The following is a 15,469-nucleotide window of genomic DNA, read 5'->3' as shown; positions in this document are numbered from 1 at the left end:
GGTACAACACGAGCTACTGACGCGGTCCATTGTGGACCTCGCCACTGACAACGCCGACCTCGACCCGTCCGAAGGCCGGTCCGAAGCGGTCGGGGCGGCGCGCCCGCGAGGGCGTCCACGACACCATCGACGGAAACATCCACGGAACGGGAACTTCGCCAGGTGCCGGTGCGCTTGCTTAGAGTGGCAGGTCTGGCAGGAAGTCCAGTATCGCGATCGAAGGGACGTACATGCCCATGGGTCACACGGCCACCGCACAGGCCGGCTCCGGCGGCTTGACAGCGACCGAGCACCGCCTGGCCAACGGCCTGCGTGTGGTGCTCTCCGAGGACCATCTGACCCCGGTCGCCGCGGTCTGCCTCTGGTACGACGTCGGTTCGCGCCACGAGGTCAAGGGACGCACCGGTCTGGCTCACCTCTTCGAGCACCTGATGTTCCAGGGCTCGGGACAGGTCAAGGGGAACGGCCACTTCGAGCTCGTCCAGGGGGCCGGCGGCTCGCTCAACGGGACGACCAGCTTCGAGCGGACCAACTACTTCGAGACCATGCCCACCCACCAGGTGGAGCTGGCTCTCTGGCTCGAGGCCGACCGGATGGGCTCCCTCCTCGCCGCGCTCGACGAGGAGTCCATGGAGAACCAGCGCGACGTCGTCAAGAACGAACGCCGCCAGCGTTACGACAACGTGCCCTACGGCACCGCGTTCGAGAAGCTGACCGCCCTCTCCTACCCCGAGGGCCACCCCTACCACCACACCCCGATCGGCTCCATGGCCGACCTGGACGCGGCCACGCTGGAGGACGCCCGCGCGTTCTTCCGTACGTACTACGCGCCCAACAACGCGGTGCTCTCGGTGGTCGGCGACATCGACCCCGAGCAGACCCTCGCCTGGATCGAGAAGTACTTCGGCTCCATCCCGTCCCACGACGGCAAGCAGCCGCCGCGCGACGGGACGCTGCCGGAGATCATCGGCGAGCAGCTGCGCGAAGTGGTCCACGAGGAGGTCCCGGCGCGCGCCCTGATGGCCGCCTACCGCCTCCCGCACGACGGCACCCGCGCCTGCGACGCGGCCGACCTGGCGCTCACCGTGCTGGGCGGCGGAGAGTCCTCCCGGCTGCACAACCGCCTGGTGCGCCGCGACCGTACGGCGGTGGCGGCGGGCTTCGGGCTGCTGCGGCTGGCCGGGGCGCCCTCGCTGGGCTGGCTGGACGTGAAGACGTCCGGCGGGGTCGAGGTGGAGCAGATCGAGGCCGCCGTCGACGAGGAGCTGGCCAGGTTCGCCGCGGAGGGGCCCACCCTCGAGGAAATGGAGCGGGCCCAGGCGCAGTTGGAGCGCGAGTGGCTGGACCGGCTCGGCACGGTCGCCGGCCGCGCCGACGAACTGTGCCGCTACGCGGTGCTGTTCGGCGACCCGCAGCTCGCCCTGAGCGCCGTGGGCCGGGTCCTGGACGTCACCGCGGAGGAGGTGCGCGCGGCGGCCGAGGCTGCCCTGCGCCCCGACAACCGGGCGGTGCTGGTGTACGAGCCCATCGAGCCGACCGACGAGGCCGATGAGGGCGCCGAGGGCGAAGAGGGCACCGACGCGCACGAGGGGGCGGCCAAGTGAGCGACGCCGCCGTGACTGGAGTAGCCATGGAGTTCCACCCGCAGCCCACCGCCGGCACGGCCCGCCCCTGGGCCTTCCCGGCGCCCGAGCGCGGCGCCCTGCCCAACGGGCTGACCGTGCTCCGCTGCCACCGCCCCGGCCAGCAGGTCGTCGCGGTGGAGATCTTCCTGGACGCGCCGCTGGAGGCCGAGCCCGAGGGCCTGGACGGCGTGGCCACGATCATGTCGCGGGCGCTCTCCGAGGGCACCGACAAGCACAGCGCCGAGGAGTTCGCCGCCGAGCTGGAGCGCTGCGGCGCCACCCTCGACGCGCACGCCGACCACCCCGGCGTCCGGGTCTCCCTGGAGGTTCCGGCCTCCCGGCTGGCCAAGGCCCTCGGCCTGGTCGCCGAGGCGCTGCGGGCCCCGGCCTTCGCCGAGAGCGAGATCGAGCGCCTGGTGGGCAACCGCCTCGACGAGATCCCGCACGAGCAGGCCAACCCGTCCCGGCGCGCCGCCAAGCAGCTCTCCAAGGAGCTGTTCCCGGCCACCGCCCGGATGTCCCGCCCGCGCCTGGGCACCGAGGAGACCGTCCGGCGGATCGATCAGGCCGCCGTGCGCGCCTTCTTCGACGCCCATGTCCGCCCGTCCACGGCGACGGCCGTGATCGTCGGCGACCTGACCGGCATCGACCTGGACGCGCTGCTGGCGGAGACCCTCGGCGACTGGTCGGGCAACGCCGGCCAGGCCCGACCGGTGCCGCCCATCACCGCGGACGACACCGGCCGTGTGGTCATCGTGGACCGCCCCGGCGCGGTCCAGACCCAGCTGCTGATCGGCCGCATCGGCGCCGACCGGCACGAGCGCGTGTGGCCGGCGCAGGTCCTCGGCACGTACTGCCTGGGCGGCACCCTCACCTCCCGGCTGGACCGGGTGCTGCGCGAGGAGAAGGGCTACACCTACGGCGTACGCGCCTTCGCCCAGGTGCTGCGCTCCAGCGGCCCCGACTCGGGCGGCGCGGCGATGCTCGCGATCAGCGGTTCGGTGGACACGGAGTCCACCGGACCGGCGCTGGAGGACCTCTGGAAGGTTCTGCGGACGCTGGCCGCCGAGGGGCTGACCGACGCCGAGCGTGAGACGGCCGTGCAGAACCTGGTGGGCGTCGCCCCGCTGAAGTTCGAGACCGCCGCCTCGGTCGCCGGCACGCTGGCCGACCAGGTCGAGCAGCACCTCCCCGACGACTACCAGGCCGACCTCTACGCCCGGCTCGCCGAGACGGGCACCGTGGAGGCGACCGCCGCCGTGGTCAACGCCTTCCCGGTGGACCGCCTCGTCACGGTCCTCGTGGGTGACGCCGCGCGGATCGAGGAGCCTGTCAAGGCACTCGGCATCGGCGAGGTGTCCGTCGTCACCGGCTGACGGCATCCGTGGCACACCGCCGCGAAGAGGACCCCGACGAACGGAAAGTTCACCGGGGTCCTCCATTTTTGACCGATTGGCGAGCTTCGCTCCCTTTTGTTGGAGAGGTTGCCTGTCTGCCCTGTGGGATGCGCGACAAATCCCCCTGTCCGTTTGGTGATGGGAAGTCGCCCCGCCTAGCGTCGGCCCGGCTGTCCGTCACCCGTATGCCGCATCCGCGGCGCCGGGCAGTCATCGCCGAGTCCCCGTCAGGCGCGAGCCTGGGGAGCCGGGGACCCACACGCAGTCCCTGGGGTGAATCGGAGGCCCGTGCCGTGAACCGGCGCGGGGATCCGTAGGAGACCTTCCTGCTCCTAACCCGTCAGCTAACCCGGTAGGCGAGAAGGAAGGAAAGGATCAGCCTCTCCATGGCGTTCACCCGTGCCACCGGGAAGCACCGTGCCCCGAGCCGCCTGACGCGCCGCAGCGCCCAGGCCGCCGGCATCGCGGCCCTGGCCACCACCGGAGTCATCGGCTCGCTGTCCTCCCCGGCGCTCGCCGCGGACGCCGAGGCCGCCAAGGTCGCCGACACCGGCCTCACCCAGGCCATCGCCCTCGACGCCACCCTCGCCGACCAGATCGACGCCCAGGCCCAGGCCCAGAAGCAGCAGGCCGAAGTGGTCGCCAGGGCGAAGGCGAAGGCCGCCGCCGAGGCTCGTGAGAAGGCCGCCAAGGCCAAGGCCAAGGCGAAGGCGGAGGCCGAGCGCAAGGCCGAGGCCCGCGCCAAGGAGATCCGCGAGGAGAAGGCCCGTGCCGCCCGCGCCGCCGAGCGCGCCCGGCTGAACGCCTTCCACCTCCCGGTCGCCGGCTCCCACGTCACCACCGGCTACAAGACCGGCGGTTCGCTCTGGTCCTCCGGCAGCCACTCCGGCGTGGACTTCATGGCCGCCTCCGGCAGCTCCGTCGTCGCGGTCGGCGCCGGTACGGTCGTCGAGGCCGGCTGGGGCGGCGCGTACGGCAACAACATCGTGCTCCGGATGTCGGACGGCACGTACACCCAGCACGGCCACCTCTCCTCGATCGGCGTCTCCGTCGGCCAGAGCGTCTCCTCCGGCCAGCAGATCGGGCTCTCCGGCTCCACCGGCAACTCCACCGGCCCGCACCTGCACTTCGAGGCCCGCACCACCCCCGACTACGGCTCCGACATGGACCCCGTCGGCTACCTGCGCTCGCACGGTCTGAACGTCTGACCCGCCTCCGCACGCCTCCGCCCGAAGGCCCCGGCACCCGCCGGGGCCTTCGGCAATTCCAGCCTGAAGATTTCCATGGATTCCGGCCTGCCATCGGAAATTCCGGCAGATTGCAATAGAGTCACGGAACAGACGTCGGGCGGCCGCGTTTCGCGGGGATCAAGGCGGAGGTTCGGACATGCGCATTCCCGCGCATTCGGTATGCACGGCAATCCGTGACGACATCGTCTCCGGTGTCTACGAGCGCGGCAGCCGCCTCACCGAGGAGCTGCTGGCCCGCCGCTACGGGGTCTCCCGCGTCCCCGTCCGCGAGGCCCTGCGCACCCTGGAGTCCGAGGGCTTCGTGGTCACCCGCAGACACGCCGGCGCCTGTGTCGCCGAACCCACCGCGCAGGAGGCGGCCGACCTCCTGGAGCTGCGGATGCTCCTGGAGCCGCTGGGCGCGGCACGCGCCGCCCAGCGCCGCACGGAGGCCCATCTGAAGGTGCTCCGGGGTCTGGTCAGGCTGGGTCAGGAGCGGGCCCGCCGGGGCGAGGGCGAGGATCTGCGCTCGCTGGGCGGGTGGTTCCACGAGACCCTCGCCCAGGCGTCGAGCAGCCCCGGCCTCATCGCGCTGCTCACCCAGCTCCGGCACAAGATCGCCTGGATGTACGCGGTCGAGCAGCCGGCCCGTCCGGTCGACGCCTGGGCCGAGCGCGGCGCGATAGTGGACGCCGTGGCGCGCGGCGACGCGGAGCGGGCGAGGGCGCTGACCGCCCAGCACGCGGAACGCGCCACCGGCGTCCACCGGCTCCGCCGCCCGGATCTCGCGGGGCGTCGCACCGCCGCCGTTCCGCCGGTGAGAAGTTCGCAACACGGCGTAAACACTGCGGGCGTCCGGCATTAACAGAAGAGCCGTATACAAAGAGAGGCAATTCCGGTGCGCCATTCAGGCTGCCCGCATTATCGAGGTGCGGCTCTTTCCTGAATCTTTCCCGAAAGCGAAAGAGCCGTGATCCCTTCACGGGATCACGGCTCTTTCGCCGGTCGCATCCGGGCGGACCCGGAGTCGCATGGGTCAGACGGTCTCCGGAAGCTCTTCCAGGCCCTCGGCGACGAGCTTCGCCAGCCGGTCCAGAGCGGCCTCGGCGTCGTCCGCGTCGGACGCGAGCACGATCTCCTCGCCGCCCTGCGCGCCCAGACCGAGCACGGCCAGCATGGAGGCGGCGTTCACCGGGTTGCCGTCGGCCTTGGCGATCGTCACCGGGACGCCGGAGGCCGTGGCGGCACGGACGAAGATGGAAGCGGGGCGGGCGTGCAGGCCCTCGGCCCAACCGACGTTTACGCGGCGCTCAGCCATGGTTCTGCCCTTCACATATCAACGGTTGTCTAGACCAGTCTCTCATGCAGTGCGTGGTGCTGTGCCCGGCCTCCTGTCCGGCCGTAGGCTTTGGCCATGGAGCCCACGCCGGAGCAGAGTCCGCATCACGCGTACCCCGACCACTGGGAAGCGGATGTGGTGCTCCGCGACGGGGGCACCGCGCGCATCAGGCCGATCACCACGGACGACGCCGAGCGACTGGTCAGCTTCTACGAGCAGGTGTCCGACGAGTCGAAGTACTACCGCTTCTTCGCCCCGTATCCCCGCCTATCCGACCGGGACGTGCACCGCTTCACCCATCACGACTACGTCGACCGGGTGGGACTGGCGGTCACGATCGGCGGCGAGTTCATCGGGACCGTTCGCTACGACCGCATCGACGACCGGGGCCGCCCCGCCTCCGCGCCCGCCGACGAGGCCGAGGTCGCCTTCCTCGTCCAGGACGCCCACCAGGGCCGCGGAGTCGCCTCGGCGCTGCTCGAACACATCGCCACGGTCGCCCGCGAGCGCGGCATCCGGCGCTTCGCCGCCGAGGTGCTCCCCGCCAACAACAAAATGATCAAGGTGTTCCGGGACGCCGGGTACACCCAGCGCCGCAGCTTCGAGGACGGCTCCGTCCACCTCACCCTCGACCTCGAACCCACCGAGAAGTCCCTCGCCGTCCAGCGCGGCCGCGAACAGCGCGCCGAGGCCCGCTCGGTGCAGCGCCTCCTCGCCCCCGACTCCGTCGTGGTCATCGGCGCCGGGCGCACCCCCGGCGGAGTGGGCCGCACGGTCCTGCGCAACCTCCTCGCCGCCGGCTACACCGGCCGCACCTACGCCGTGAACCGCGCCTTCGACGAGGGCCTGGCCACCCTCGACGGCGTTCCGGCCCACCGCTCGCTCGGCGAGATCGACGAGCAGGTCGACCTCGCCGTGATCGCCGTCCCCGCCCACCGGGTGCCCGAAGCCGTCGCCGACTGCGGGGAGCACGGCGTCCAGGGCCTGGTCGTCCTCTCCGCCGGTTACGCCGAGCGGGGCGCCGACGGCCGCGAGCTCCAGCGCGAACTGGTCCGCCAGGCCCGCTCGTACGGCATGCGGATCATCGGCCCGAACGCCTTCGGCATCATCAACACCGCCGAGTCCGTCCGGCTGAACGCCTCGCTCGCCCCCGAGTCGCCCGCCCGCGGCCGGATCGGTCTGTTCACCCAGTCCGGCGCGATCGGCATCGCGCTGCTCTCCGGCCTCCACCGGCGCGGCGCGGGCCTGTCCTCCTTCATCTCGGCCGGCAACCGGGCCGACGTCTCCGGCAACGACTTCCTCCAGTACTCCTTCGAGGACCCGGACACCGACGTCGCCCTGCTCTACCTCGAATCGCTCGGCAACCCGCGCAAGTTCACCCGCCTCGCCCGCCGCACCGCCGCCGTGAAGCCCGTCGTGGTGGTGAAGGGCGCCCGGCACAGCGGCTCCACCCCGCCCGGCCACGCGGTCCCGGTCAGCCGCATCCCCGACGCCACGGTCTCCGCGCTGATGCGCCAGGCCGGCGTCATCCGGGTCGACACCGTGACCGAGATGGTCGACGCCGGGCTCCTGCTGGCGGGCCAGCCGCTCCCGGTCGGCCCCCGGGTCGCCATCCTCGGCAACTCCGAGTCCCTCGGCCTGCTGACGTACGACGCCTGCCTGGCCGAGGGGCTGCGCCCGCGCCCGCCGATCGACCTCACCACGGCCGCCTCCCCGCAGGACTTCCGGGACGCCCTGGCCGAGGCGCTGGCGGACGGCACCTGCGACGCCGTGATCGTCACCGCCATCCCGTGGGTGGGGGAGAACGGCGAGGCCGAGACCGGCGACGGCCAGGTGCTGGCCGAGGCCCTGACCAAGGCGGTGGCCGGGGGCTCCGCCAAGCCGGTGGCCGTCGTCCACGTCGAGATCGGCGGCCTCGCCGAGGCACTGGCCGCCGCGAGCAGCACGGCCGCCCCACGCCCCCGTACGGTGACCCCCGCCGCCCGGACGCGAGCGGCCGCCACGGCCACGACGGCCGGCACGCCCGCAGCACAGGAGGCCACCACCGCCCCGGCCGCGCCCGCCACCCCCGAAGCGACCACCGCCCCGGAAGCCGCCACCAGCCAGGAAGCCGCCCCCCGCCCCGGCCGCATCCCCGCCTACCCCGCCGCCGAACGCGCCGTACGGGCCCTCGCCGAGGCCGTGAAATACGCCCAGTGGCGGCGCCAGGCGGCCGTGCCCGGCAAGGTCCCCGAGTTCCTCGACGACACCATCGACGAGGCCGGGGCCGCCGCCCTGATCGAGGCGCAGCTCGCCACCGCACCCGACCCGCGCGGGCGCCCGCTCGCCCACGACGAGGCCCGCGAACTGCTCGGCCGCTACGGCATCGCCGTACGCCCCACCCTGCCCGCCCCCGACCCGGAAGCGGCGGTCGCCGCGGCGGCGCTGCTCGGCTACCCGGTGGCCCTCAAGACCACCGCACCCCACCTGCGCCACCGCGCCGACCTCGGCGGGGTCCGCCTCGACCTCGCCGACGAGGAGGCGCTGCGCCGGGCGTACGGAGACCTGACCGACCTTCTCGGCAAGCCCGCCGAACTGCTCCCCGTCGTCCAGGCGATGGCCCCGCGCGGCGTCGACACCGTCGTACGGGCCTCCATCGACGCGGCCGCCGGGGCCGTCCTCTCCTTCGGCCTCGCGGGCGCACCCTCCGAACTGCTCGGCGACACCGCGCACCGCCTGGTCCCCGCCACCGACCGCGACGCCGCCGAACTGATCCGGTCCATCCGGGCGGCCCCGGTGCTGTTCGGCTGGCGGGGCTCGGCCCCGGTCGACACGGCCGCGCTCGAAGAGCTGCTGCTCAGACTGTCCCGGCTGGTCGACGACCACCCCGAGGTGGTCTCCGTCGCCCTCGAACCGGTCGTCGTCGCCCCGCAGGGACTGACCGTGCTCGGCGCGAGCGTCCGGCTCGCCCCACCGCCCGCCCGGAGCGACCTCGGTCCCCGCCGCCTTCCGAACTACTGAGACCCACCGGCAATCGGGGGGCGGCGTCGCGGGGCTGGGCACGCGCATCTGCGGCGTTGTCGTCCATCACCACGGCTCCGCCCTGCCTCGATCCTCCGCCTTGCAGCCGCACGCACCCGGCCCCGCTCCTTCACCCACCCCCCGATTGCCGGTGGGTCTGCCCACCGGTGCCCACCGGGGCGTCCCGGCAGTCACCGGCCCGCCGTAGGATGGTGCGCATGGCAAAGACCGGTACGACGACCCAGGGGCTGCGCGCGGCGATCGAGCGCAGCGGCTACTACCCGGCCCTCGTGGCCGAGGCGGTGGAGGCCGCCGTCGGCGGGGAACCGGTCGCTTCGTACCTGGTGCACCAGGAGACCACGTTCGACTCCAACGAGGTGCGCCGTCACGTCACGGTCCTCGTCCTGACCGAGCACCGCTTCATCGTCAGCCACACCGACGAGCAGGCCGCCGACACCAGCTCCCCGACGCCGTACGCCACCACTTCCACCGAGTCGGTGAAGCTGGAGCGGATCTCCTCCGTCGTGGTCAGCCGGGTGGTGGCCAACCCGGAGAAGTACGTCCCGGGCACCCTGCCCCGCGAGGTCGTCCTCACCATCGGCTGGGGCGCGGTCTCCCGGATCGACCTGGAGCCCGCCGCCTGCGGCGACTCCACCTGCGAGGCCGACCACGGCTACACCGGCAGCTCCACCGCCGACGACCTGAGCCTGCGGGTCAGCGAGGCCGGGGACGGCCCCGACGCGGTCCGCCAGACCCTCGCCTTCGCCCAGTCGCTCTCCGAGGCCACGGCCGCCACCGCGGCGAGTGGCCGCTGATGGCCCAGCCCGCCTGGCAGGACCCCGTCCCGCTGTCCCTCGACACCGCACCCGTGCCCGCGTACGGCAGCGGTTCGCTCGCCGACCTGCTGCCGACCCTCGTCGCCGGACAGGAGGTGCCGGGGTTCACCGCCGTGATCCCCGAGCTGACCCCGGCCGACCGCAACTGCGTCTTCCTGATCGACGGCCTCGGCTGGGAGCAGATCAAGGCCCACCCCGACGAGGCGCCCTTTCTGCACTCGCTCCTGCCCACCTCGCGCGGCGGCACCGGCCGCCCGCTCACCGCGGGCTTCCCCTCCACCACCGCGACCTCGCTCGCCTCGGTCGGTACGGGGCTGCCGCCCGGCGAGCACGGCCTGCCCGGCTACACCGCGCGCAACCCGGAGACCGGCGAGCTGATGAACCAGCTCCGCTGGAAGCCGTGGACCGCGCCGAAGGTCTGGCAGCCCTACCCCACGGTCTTCCAGCTGGCCGACGCGGCGGGCGTGCACACCGCGCAGGTCTCCGCGCCGACGTTCGAGCAGACGCCCCTCACCAAAGTCGCGCTCAGCGGCGGCTCCTTCCTCGGCCGGCTCTCCGGCGAGGACCGGATGGACGTCGCCGCCCAGCGCCTGGCCGCCGGCGACCGCTCGCTCGTCTACACGTACTACAGCGAGGTCGACGGCAAGGGGCACCGCTTCGGCATCGACTCCGACGCCTGGCGCGGTCAGCTGATGTACGTCGACGGGCTCGCCCGACGCCTCGCCGAGCAGCTCCCGCCGCGCTCCGCGCTCTACATCACCGCCGACCACGGCATGATCGACATCCCGTTCGACGAGCAGTCCCGGATCGACTTCGACGAGGACTGGGAGCTGCGCGCGGGCGTCGCCCTCCTCGGCGGCGAGGGCCGCGCCCGCCATGTGTACGCGGTGCCGGGCGCGCAGTCCGACGTCCTGGCCGTCTGGCGCGAGGTGCTCGGCGAGCAGTTCTGGATCGCGAGCCGGGACGAGGCCGTCGCGGCCGGCTGGTTCGGTCCGACGATCGACGAGCGGGTGTACGGCCGGATCGGCGACGTGGTCGCCGCCGCCCACGACGACGTGATCATCACGGCCTCCGTCAACGAGCCGCACGAGTCGGCGATGGCCGGGGTGCACGGCTCCCTGACCCCCGTGGAACAGCTCGTCCCCCTCCTCGAAGTACGCTCGTAGCCCCTCCCGCCGTACCACCCCCTCCGAAAGGTGCTCGACCTCTCATGCCCGAGCTGGTGTTCTTCTCCGGAACCATGGACTGCGGAAAGAGCACGCTGGCCCTGCAGATCGGTCACAACCGTTCGGCACGCGGCCTCCAGGGCGTGATCTTCACCCGCGACGACCGCGCGGGGGAGGGCAAGCTCTCCTCCCGGCTCGGCCTGGTGACCGACGCCGTCGAGGCCGAGGAGGGCATGGACGTCTACGCGCACATCGTCGACCGGGTGAGCAGGGGCGGCCGGGTCGACTACGTGATCGTGGACGAGGCGCAGTTCCTCGCCCCCGGCCAGATCGACCAACTGGCCCGTGTCGTCGACGATCTGGGGCTCGACGTCTTCGCCTTCGGCATCACCACGGACTTCCGCACCAAGCTGTTCCCCGGCTCCCAGCGGCTGATCGAACTGGCCGACCGGATAGAGGCCCTCCAGGTCGAGGCCCTGTGCTGGTGCGGCGCCCGCGCCACGCACAACGCCCGTACGGTGGACGGCGAGATGGTCGTCGAGGGCGCCCAGGTCGTCGTCGGCGACGTCAACCGCCAGGCGGGCGAGGTCGGTTACGAGGTGCTGTGCCGCCGGCACCACTGCCGCCGCATGACGAGCGGTTCCGCCCGCGCCGGCGCGCTCTCGCCGGACGTCCTGCCGGTGTCGTCGGACTGAGGCGCGCGGTCCGCCGGTCCGCCGCCAGCGGGTTTCAGCCCGGGGCCACCTCTCCTACGCCGAGACGTCACCGAAGTCGGCAAGGCTTCCCTCGACCGACCCCGTACAGGGGCGTACCACGAAGGAAGTACCGCCGATGGATCGCAGATCGTTCATGGCCACCACGGGCCGCGCCTCGCTCCTGGCGGGTGGGGCCCTCACCGTCGGCACCGGGCTGACGGCCCCGTCGGCCACCGCCGCGCCGGCCGCCTCGGAGCACGGGAGGCACAGCCACGGCAGTGGGCGCGAGACGGTCCGGTTCAACATCATCAGCGACATCCAGGGCGACCTGGCCGACTTCGGCAAGGCCCTCGACGACCTGCACCGGATCAACCCGCACAGCGCCGGGCTGGGCGTCGCCGGTGACATCACGCCCCGCGGTTACGACTTCGAGTACGCGGAGGTCCGCCGCACCCTCGATCGGCACCGGCACCCCAGGAACGTCGCGTGGGCCATCGGCAACCACGAGTTCTACGTCCCGAAGTACAGCGACCCGGACACGCTCGCCCAGGACACCTGGCCCAACGGCACCACGGAGGGCTCGCTCTTCCGCAGCTTCTACAACTTCGCGGGGCGCAACAAGGTCTACGCGGAGACGTCGTTCGGCGGGGTCCCCGTACTGACACTCGGGACCGAGCGCTACGCGCACTACCACGACGCGAAGCTGTGGGACGAGGTGTGGATCGGCGACGCGCAGTTCGCCTGGCTGGAGGACCGGCTCGCCCACTGGGCGCGGCGGCGCAAGCCCGTCATGGTGATGACCCACCACCCGCTGCCCAACACGGTGTCGGGCACCCGGAACAAGCTCTACCTGGGCGACTACCTCCAGCCCGACCGGCTGCTGTCCGTCCTCGGCCGCCACAAGGACGTGTTCCTCTTCTCCGGCCACACCCACTGGGACCTCAACCTGTCCGACTGGGTGGTCCGCAGGGTCGTACCCGGCACCGGGAACCTCGACGGCTTCACCGTCGTCAACACCGCGGCGGTCCAGACAGGCTGGACGGACGACGGCAAGGGCGGTGAGGTCGCGGTGGGAGGTACGTTCAACCAGGGCCTCCAGGTCGAGGTGGGCCCCCGCACGGTCGTGATCAAGGCGCGCGACTTCTCCACCGGAACCTGGCTCAAGCAGCTCACGGTTCCGCTGCACACGGCGGCAGGCTGAGGGAGCTCAAAGGCGTGTCCTACGAGAACGGTGGCCGAGGATGACGGACGAACAGAGCGGGGGCGCGCCGGCGCCGCAGTTGGCGAAGGCCGGGCTGGAGGTCCTGGCGCAGGGCGTCGCCGAGGAACTGCCCTCGTACGCGCGGGCCTTCAAGGCTGTCGTCAACTTCGAGGTGGTCCCGCGGGCCACCGTGGCGTGCTCGGCGCCGGGGCGCCGACGGAGGCCGACCGGCTGTGGCTGGAGCACGCGCGGACCGCTGCCGTCATCGATGACGAGGGCTGCTTCCTGGTCCGGGGCGCCGATCGCGACTGGGTCCGGGTGCGCCTCACCCCGCACACCGCGCTCTCCGCCGCCCTCGTACCCGGGGCCGGCTCCATGGTCATCGCGATGTCCCCGGACGGCCGGCGGCTGTGCGCCCTCACCGACGAGGACGACGACTACTGGATCGTCGTGCACCGTTTCGGGGACAGGCCTTAGCTTGATCTTAAACCTGTGCGGCGTGGGCGAGGAGAAGTGGACTTCTTCGCTTTCGGTTTCGTGATGCCCGTTTTGCGGGCTGTGTGGACGTCGTGGCGTGGGGTCGGCCGGGTGTTCTTGCGTCCGGGTGGTCGTCCGGGACCGGGGCGGGAGGGTTTCGGTGCTCCGGCGGGACAGGTGGCCTTTGGGCGGAGGTGCCGGAAGTCGCGGCGGACCCGGGCAGGGGTGAGCCTGTCGGTCGGGGCCGGTTTCTCCCACGGCCGGCGGAGGTCAGCGGCGAGAGGGCGGGCGAGCCGTAGCTGGGTGAAGGCCGCGAGGATCAGCCAGGTCCAGCGGTCGGCGGCTTCCGGGGTGCGGATCTTCGGACAGGTCCAGCCCAGAGTCTGCTTGAACAGGCGGAAGGTGTGCTCGATGTCGAAGCGCCGCAGGAAAGCTTGCCAGAGCAGGTCGACCTGGGCGGTGGTGGCGTCGGTGCCCGACCACCACAGCCGTACCGGCTTGGGGGTGGCGCCGCTGGGCAGGCGCTCGACACAGAGAAGGATCACTGTCCCCTCGATCACCGGCAGCGTACCCAGCTGGGCGGTCCAGGCGGAGCGATGGGTCAGCCGCGGGTGGAGCCGGTCCCAGGCCCTGGCGGCAGCGGCGCCGTAGAGGCGGGTCTCGGTCAGTGTCTGGGCGTCTGGGGTGTTCCAGGTGGCGGGGTCGCCGAACACGAACTCACCGCCATGGCGGTGCGGGCGGCCCCGCGTGCCGGGCTCACGTGCTGGTGCTGCCCGGCGCAGGACGCGGTCCGAGCGCATCCGGCCCAGCACCTGCACTGGCAGATCCCTGAGCAAGAAGGCCAGGCGGGGCACGTCGTAGCCGGCATCGACCACGATCAGGATGTCCGGGTCGCCGTGGTGCCACTGGCCGGCGCTGACGAGCCGCTCGATCAGTTCACGCATCTGCCCGGCGGTGACCGTGGCGGCGTCGTCGCCCGGTGCGAGACGCAGTGCGTCCAGAGGAGCGGTCCACGAACTGCGACCCGTCTCCAGCGCGCAGATCATCGAGTACGGCCAGCCGGGGACGGGAATGTGCTGGTCCTTGCCGCGTCCGTAGGTGTGACACAGGATCCGCTGCGGTGAGGTGTGCGCGTCGGGTCGCAGCCAGCAGGTGATGTCTGCGGCCAGTACCAGCCGCCCGTCCGCTGCCCGCGGCAACGGCACCGCGGCCAGTGCTCGACGCAGCCGGGCCACCTCCATCCGGCCGGCGGCCAGGGCGTCGTAAAGCCCGCCATGCCCACGACGGTGCTCGCCCACCAGCGACAGCTCCACCAGCGACCGGACCGGACCGTCCGCACACAACACGGCGTCGGCCAGCTCGAACAGAGCATCCGCACGCCGGGTCAGACAGGAGTAGAACTCGCCCCGGAAGCGTGACAGTCCCGCAAACGGATCCTGCCGGACAACATGATGCGCCAGACTCATCCCCACGGCCTTCGTGCTGAGCGTTGTGTGTTCCTTGGTCGGATCACATGCTCAGCCGAAGGCCCCCCGCATGTAAGGCAGTTACCGGTCCGAGTGATCAAGTACGAGGACGCGTTCAGGCTCCGAGGTTAAAGATCAAGTTAGCGGTCCGCGGATTCGCTCCCGGCCGACCTGATGACCGTGAACACGGCCCCCTCCGGGTCCGCGACCGTCGCGAGCCGCCCGCTCGACCCCTCGCGCGGCGGCTGCAGGACGTGCCCGCCCAGCTCCACCACGCGGGCCGCCGCCCGGTCGGTGTCGGCGACCTCGAAGTACGTCATCCAGTGCGGCCCCCGGTCGCGCGGCAGCGCGTGGCCGACACCGTGCAGGGCCGCCACCGGAACACCGTCCAGGTGCAGGGTCTGGTAGTCGAAGTCGGCCGAGACGACCGCCTCCGTCTCGTAGCCGAAGACCGTCTGGTAGAACTTCGCGACCATCGAGGTCTCGCGGGTCACCAGCTCGTTCCAGACGGGGGTGCCGGGCACGCCCGCCGTCATCGTGCCGATGTGCCGAGAGCCCTGCCAGATGCCGAAGACCGCCCCGCTCGGGTCCGAGGCGATGGCGAGCCGCCCGGCCTCGCCCGCGTCCAGCGGTCCGACCGCGACCGTCCCGCCGCAGGAGCGGATCGCCTCGGCGGTGGCGTCCGCGTCGTCCGTGGCGAGGTAGGTGGTCCAGGCGATCGGGAGGTGCCGGTCGGGCGGCAGCTGGCCGATGCCCGCGACCTCCTTGCCGTGCAGCAGTCCGCGGACGTAGGGGCCCAGCGGTTCGGGGCCCGGCCGGAACTCCCAGTCGAACAGGGCTCCGTAGAACTCCTGGGTCGTGGTCAGGCCGTGCACGATCAGACTCACCCAGCAAGGTGTTCCGGGCGTGCGTCGGGCGGCAGCCTCGGTCATCGTCTTCTCTCTCCTCGGACCGTTGTGGTGGCCGTGCGGGGGAACGGGACAGGGACGCCGTCCCGGGTCGGGAGGCGGTACGTGTGTCCCGTGCAGATGCTTGCAC

General features: G+C 72.2%; 13 protein-coding genes and 1 riboswitch. Of the genes, 10 read left to right on the top strand and 3 right to left on the bottom strand.

What is annotated here, in order from left to right:
* The first annotated feature begins 230 nt into the window (after positions 1 to 230).
* The 4 genes from AC0VY3_RS25175 to AC0VY3_RS25160 all read left to right on the top strand — a co-directional run bounded on the left by AC0VY3_RS25175 (position 231) and on the right by AC0VY3_RS25160 (position 5,116).
* The gene (locus AC0VY3_RS25175) at positions 231 to 1,604 is read left to right on the top strand and encodes a M16 family metallopeptidase (protein ID WP_475550669.1); all 1,374 of its coding nucleotides are present in this window, start codon (positions 231 to 233) and stop codon (positions 1,602 to 1,604) included.
* A 26-nt stretch (positions 1,605 to 1,630) separates the two neighbouring features.
* Positions 1,631 to 3,001, top strand: a complete 1,371-nt coding sequence (locus AC0VY3_RS25170) for a M16 family metallopeptidase (RefSeq protein ID WP_242743149.1) — start codon at positions 1,631 to 1,633, stop codon at positions 2,999 to 3,001.
* A 225-nt stretch (positions 3,002 to 3,226) separates the two neighbouring features.
* A riboswitch (cyclic di-AMP (ydaO/yuaA leader) is annotated at positions 3,227 to 3,395 on the top strand.
* A 13-nt stretch (positions 3,396 to 3,408) separates the two neighbouring features.
* Complete coding sequence (locus tag AC0VY3_RS25165) at positions 3,409 to 4,230, top strand: M23 family metallopeptidase (RefSeq protein ID WP_475550668.1); 822 nt, start codon at positions 3,409 to 3,411, stop codon at positions 4,228 to 4,230.
* 178 nt (positions 4,231 to 4,408) lie between these two features.
* The gene (locus AC0VY3_RS25160) at positions 4,409 to 5,116 is read left to right on the top strand and encodes a GntR family transcriptional regulator (RefSeq protein ID WP_103511633.1); all 708 of its coding nucleotides are present in this window, start codon (positions 4,409 to 4,411) and stop codon (positions 5,114 to 5,116) included.
* Between the two features lie 171 nt (positions 5,117 to 5,287).
* On the opposite strand, the gene AC0VY3_RS25155 is transcribed toward AC0VY3_RS25160, so the two are convergent.
* Positions 5,288 to 5,569 (bottom strand): HPr family phosphocarrier protein, encoded by a 282-nt coding sequence (locus AC0VY3_RS25155; RefSeq protein WP_007449776.1) that lies wholly within the window; start codon positions 5,567 to 5,569, stop codon positions 5,288 to 5,290.
* Between the two features lie 96 nt (positions 5,570 to 5,665).
* Here AC0VY3_RS25155 and AC0VY3_RS25150 point away from each other — a divergent pair, with 96 nt between their 5' ends.
* The 6 genes from AC0VY3_RS25150 (at position 5,666) to AC0VY3_RS25125 (ending at position 12,965) form a co-directional block, all read left to right on the top strand.
* Positions 5,666 to 8,590: a bifunctional acetate--CoA ligase family protein/GNAT family N-acetyltransferase gene (locus AC0VY3_RS25150; RefSeq protein WP_475550667.1), complete on the top strand. Its 2,925-nt coding sequence runs from the start codon at positions 5,666 to 5,668 to the stop codon at positions 8,588 to 8,590.
* A gap of 218 nt (positions 8,591 to 8,808) precedes the next feature.
* Complete coding sequence (locus AC0VY3_RS25145; protein WP_103512442.1) at positions 8,809 to 9,405, top strand: DUF5998 family protein; 597 nt, start codon at positions 8,809 to 8,811, stop codon at positions 9,403 to 9,405.
* On the top strand, positions 9,405 to 10,592 hold the full coding sequence (locus tag AC0VY3_RS25140) for an alkaline phosphatase family protein (RefSeq protein ID WP_103512441.1): 1,188 nt from the start codon (positions 9,405 to 9,407) through the stop codon (positions 10,590 to 10,592). Before AC0VY3_RS25145 ends, AC0VY3_RS25140 begins: the two co-directional genes overlap by 1 nt.
* Before the next feature lie 44 nt (positions 10,593 to 10,636).
* On the top strand, positions 10,637 to 11,287 hold the full coding sequence (locus AC0VY3_RS25135; RefSeq protein WP_030080052.1) for a thymidine kinase: 651 nt from the start codon (positions 10,637 to 10,639) through the stop codon (positions 11,285 to 11,287).
* A 136-nt stretch (positions 11,288 to 11,423) separates the two neighbouring features.
* Positions 11,424 to 12,488 (top strand): metallophosphoesterase family protein, encoded by a 1,065-nt coding sequence (locus AC0VY3_RS25130; protein WP_475550666.1) that lies wholly within the window; start codon positions 11,424 to 11,426, stop codon positions 12,486 to 12,488.
* A 195-nt stretch (positions 12,489 to 12,683) separates the two neighbouring features.
* Positions 12,684 to 12,965, top strand: coding sequence for a hypothetical protein (locus AC0VY3_RS25125; protein WP_103512439.1), 282 nt, complete (start codon positions 12,684 to 12,686; stop codon positions 12,963 to 12,965).
* Here AC0VY3_RS25125 and AC0VY3_RS25120 read toward each other — a convergent pair.
* Both AC0VY3_RS25120 and AC0VY3_RS25115 read right to left on the bottom strand, forming a co-directional pair.
* On the bottom strand, positions 12,962 to 14,431 hold the full coding sequence (locus AC0VY3_RS25120; protein WP_475550665.1) for an NF041680 family putative transposase: 1,470 nt from the start codon (positions 14,429 to 14,431) through the stop codon (positions 12,962 to 12,964). The two genes, AC0VY3_RS25125 and AC0VY3_RS25120, sit on opposite strands and share 4 nt — an antisense overlap.
* A gap of 140 nt (positions 14,432 to 14,571) precedes the next feature.
* Positions 14,572 to 15,363, bottom strand: a complete 792-nt coding sequence (locus AC0VY3_RS25115) for a VOC family protein (RefSeq protein WP_103512448.1) — start codon at positions 15,361 to 15,363, stop codon at positions 14,572 to 14,574.
* Positions 15,364 to 15,469 lie beyond the last annotated feature (106 nt).

This window comes from Streptomyces sp. iso_384, assembly GCF_056172905.1.
The sequence above is the reverse complement of the archived record's forward strand: the minus strand, read 5'-3'. Positions and strand labels throughout refer to the sequence as shown.

Coding starts and splice junctions, on each gene's coding strand:
- AC0VY3_RS25155 (WP_007449776.1), bottom strand. CDS start 5,569: ATGGCTGAGCGCCGCGTAAACGTCGGTTGGGCCGAGGGCCTGCACGCC.
- AC0VY3_RS25160 (WP_103511633.1), top strand. CDS start 4,409: ATGCGCATTCCCGCGCATTCGGTATGCACGGCAATCCGTGACGACATC.
- AC0VY3_RS25140 (WP_103512441.1), top strand. CDS start 9,405: ATGGCCCAGCCCGCCTGGCAGGACCCCGTCCCGCTGTCCCTCGACACC.
- AC0VY3_RS25150 (WP_475550667.1), top strand. CDS start 5,666: ATGGAGCCCACGCCGGAGCAGAGTCCGCATCACGCGTACCCCGACCAC.
- AC0VY3_RS25145 (WP_103512442.1), top strand. CDS start 8,809: ATGGCAAAGACCGGTACGACGACCCAGGGGCTGCGCGCGGCGATCGAG.
- AC0VY3_RS25115 (WP_103512448.1), bottom strand. CDS start 15,363: ATGACCGAGGCTGCCGCCCGACGCACGCCCGGAACACCTTGCTGGGTG.
- AC0VY3_RS25165 (WP_475550668.1), top strand. CDS start 3,409: ATGGCGTTCACCCGTGCCACCGGGAAGCACCGTGCCCCGAGCCGCCTG.
- AC0VY3_RS25175 (WP_475550669.1), top strand. CDS start 231: ATGCCCATGGGTCACACGGCCACCGCACAGGCCGGCTCCGGCGGCTTG.
- AC0VY3_RS25170 (WP_242743149.1), top strand. CDS start 1,631: ATGGAGTTCCACCCGCAGCCCACCGCCGGCACGGCCCGCCCCTGGGCC.
- AC0VY3_RS25130 (WP_475550666.1), top strand. CDS start 11,424: ATGGATCGCAGATCGTTCATGGCCACCACGGGCCGCGCCTCGCTCCTG.
- AC0VY3_RS25120 (WP_475550665.1), bottom strand. CDS start 14,431: ATGAGTCTGGCGCATCATGTTGTCCGGCAGGATCCGTTTGCGGGACTG.
- AC0VY3_RS25135 (WP_030080052.1), top strand. CDS start 10,637: ATGCCCGAGCTGGTGTTCTTCTCCGGAACCATGGACTGCGGAAAGAGC.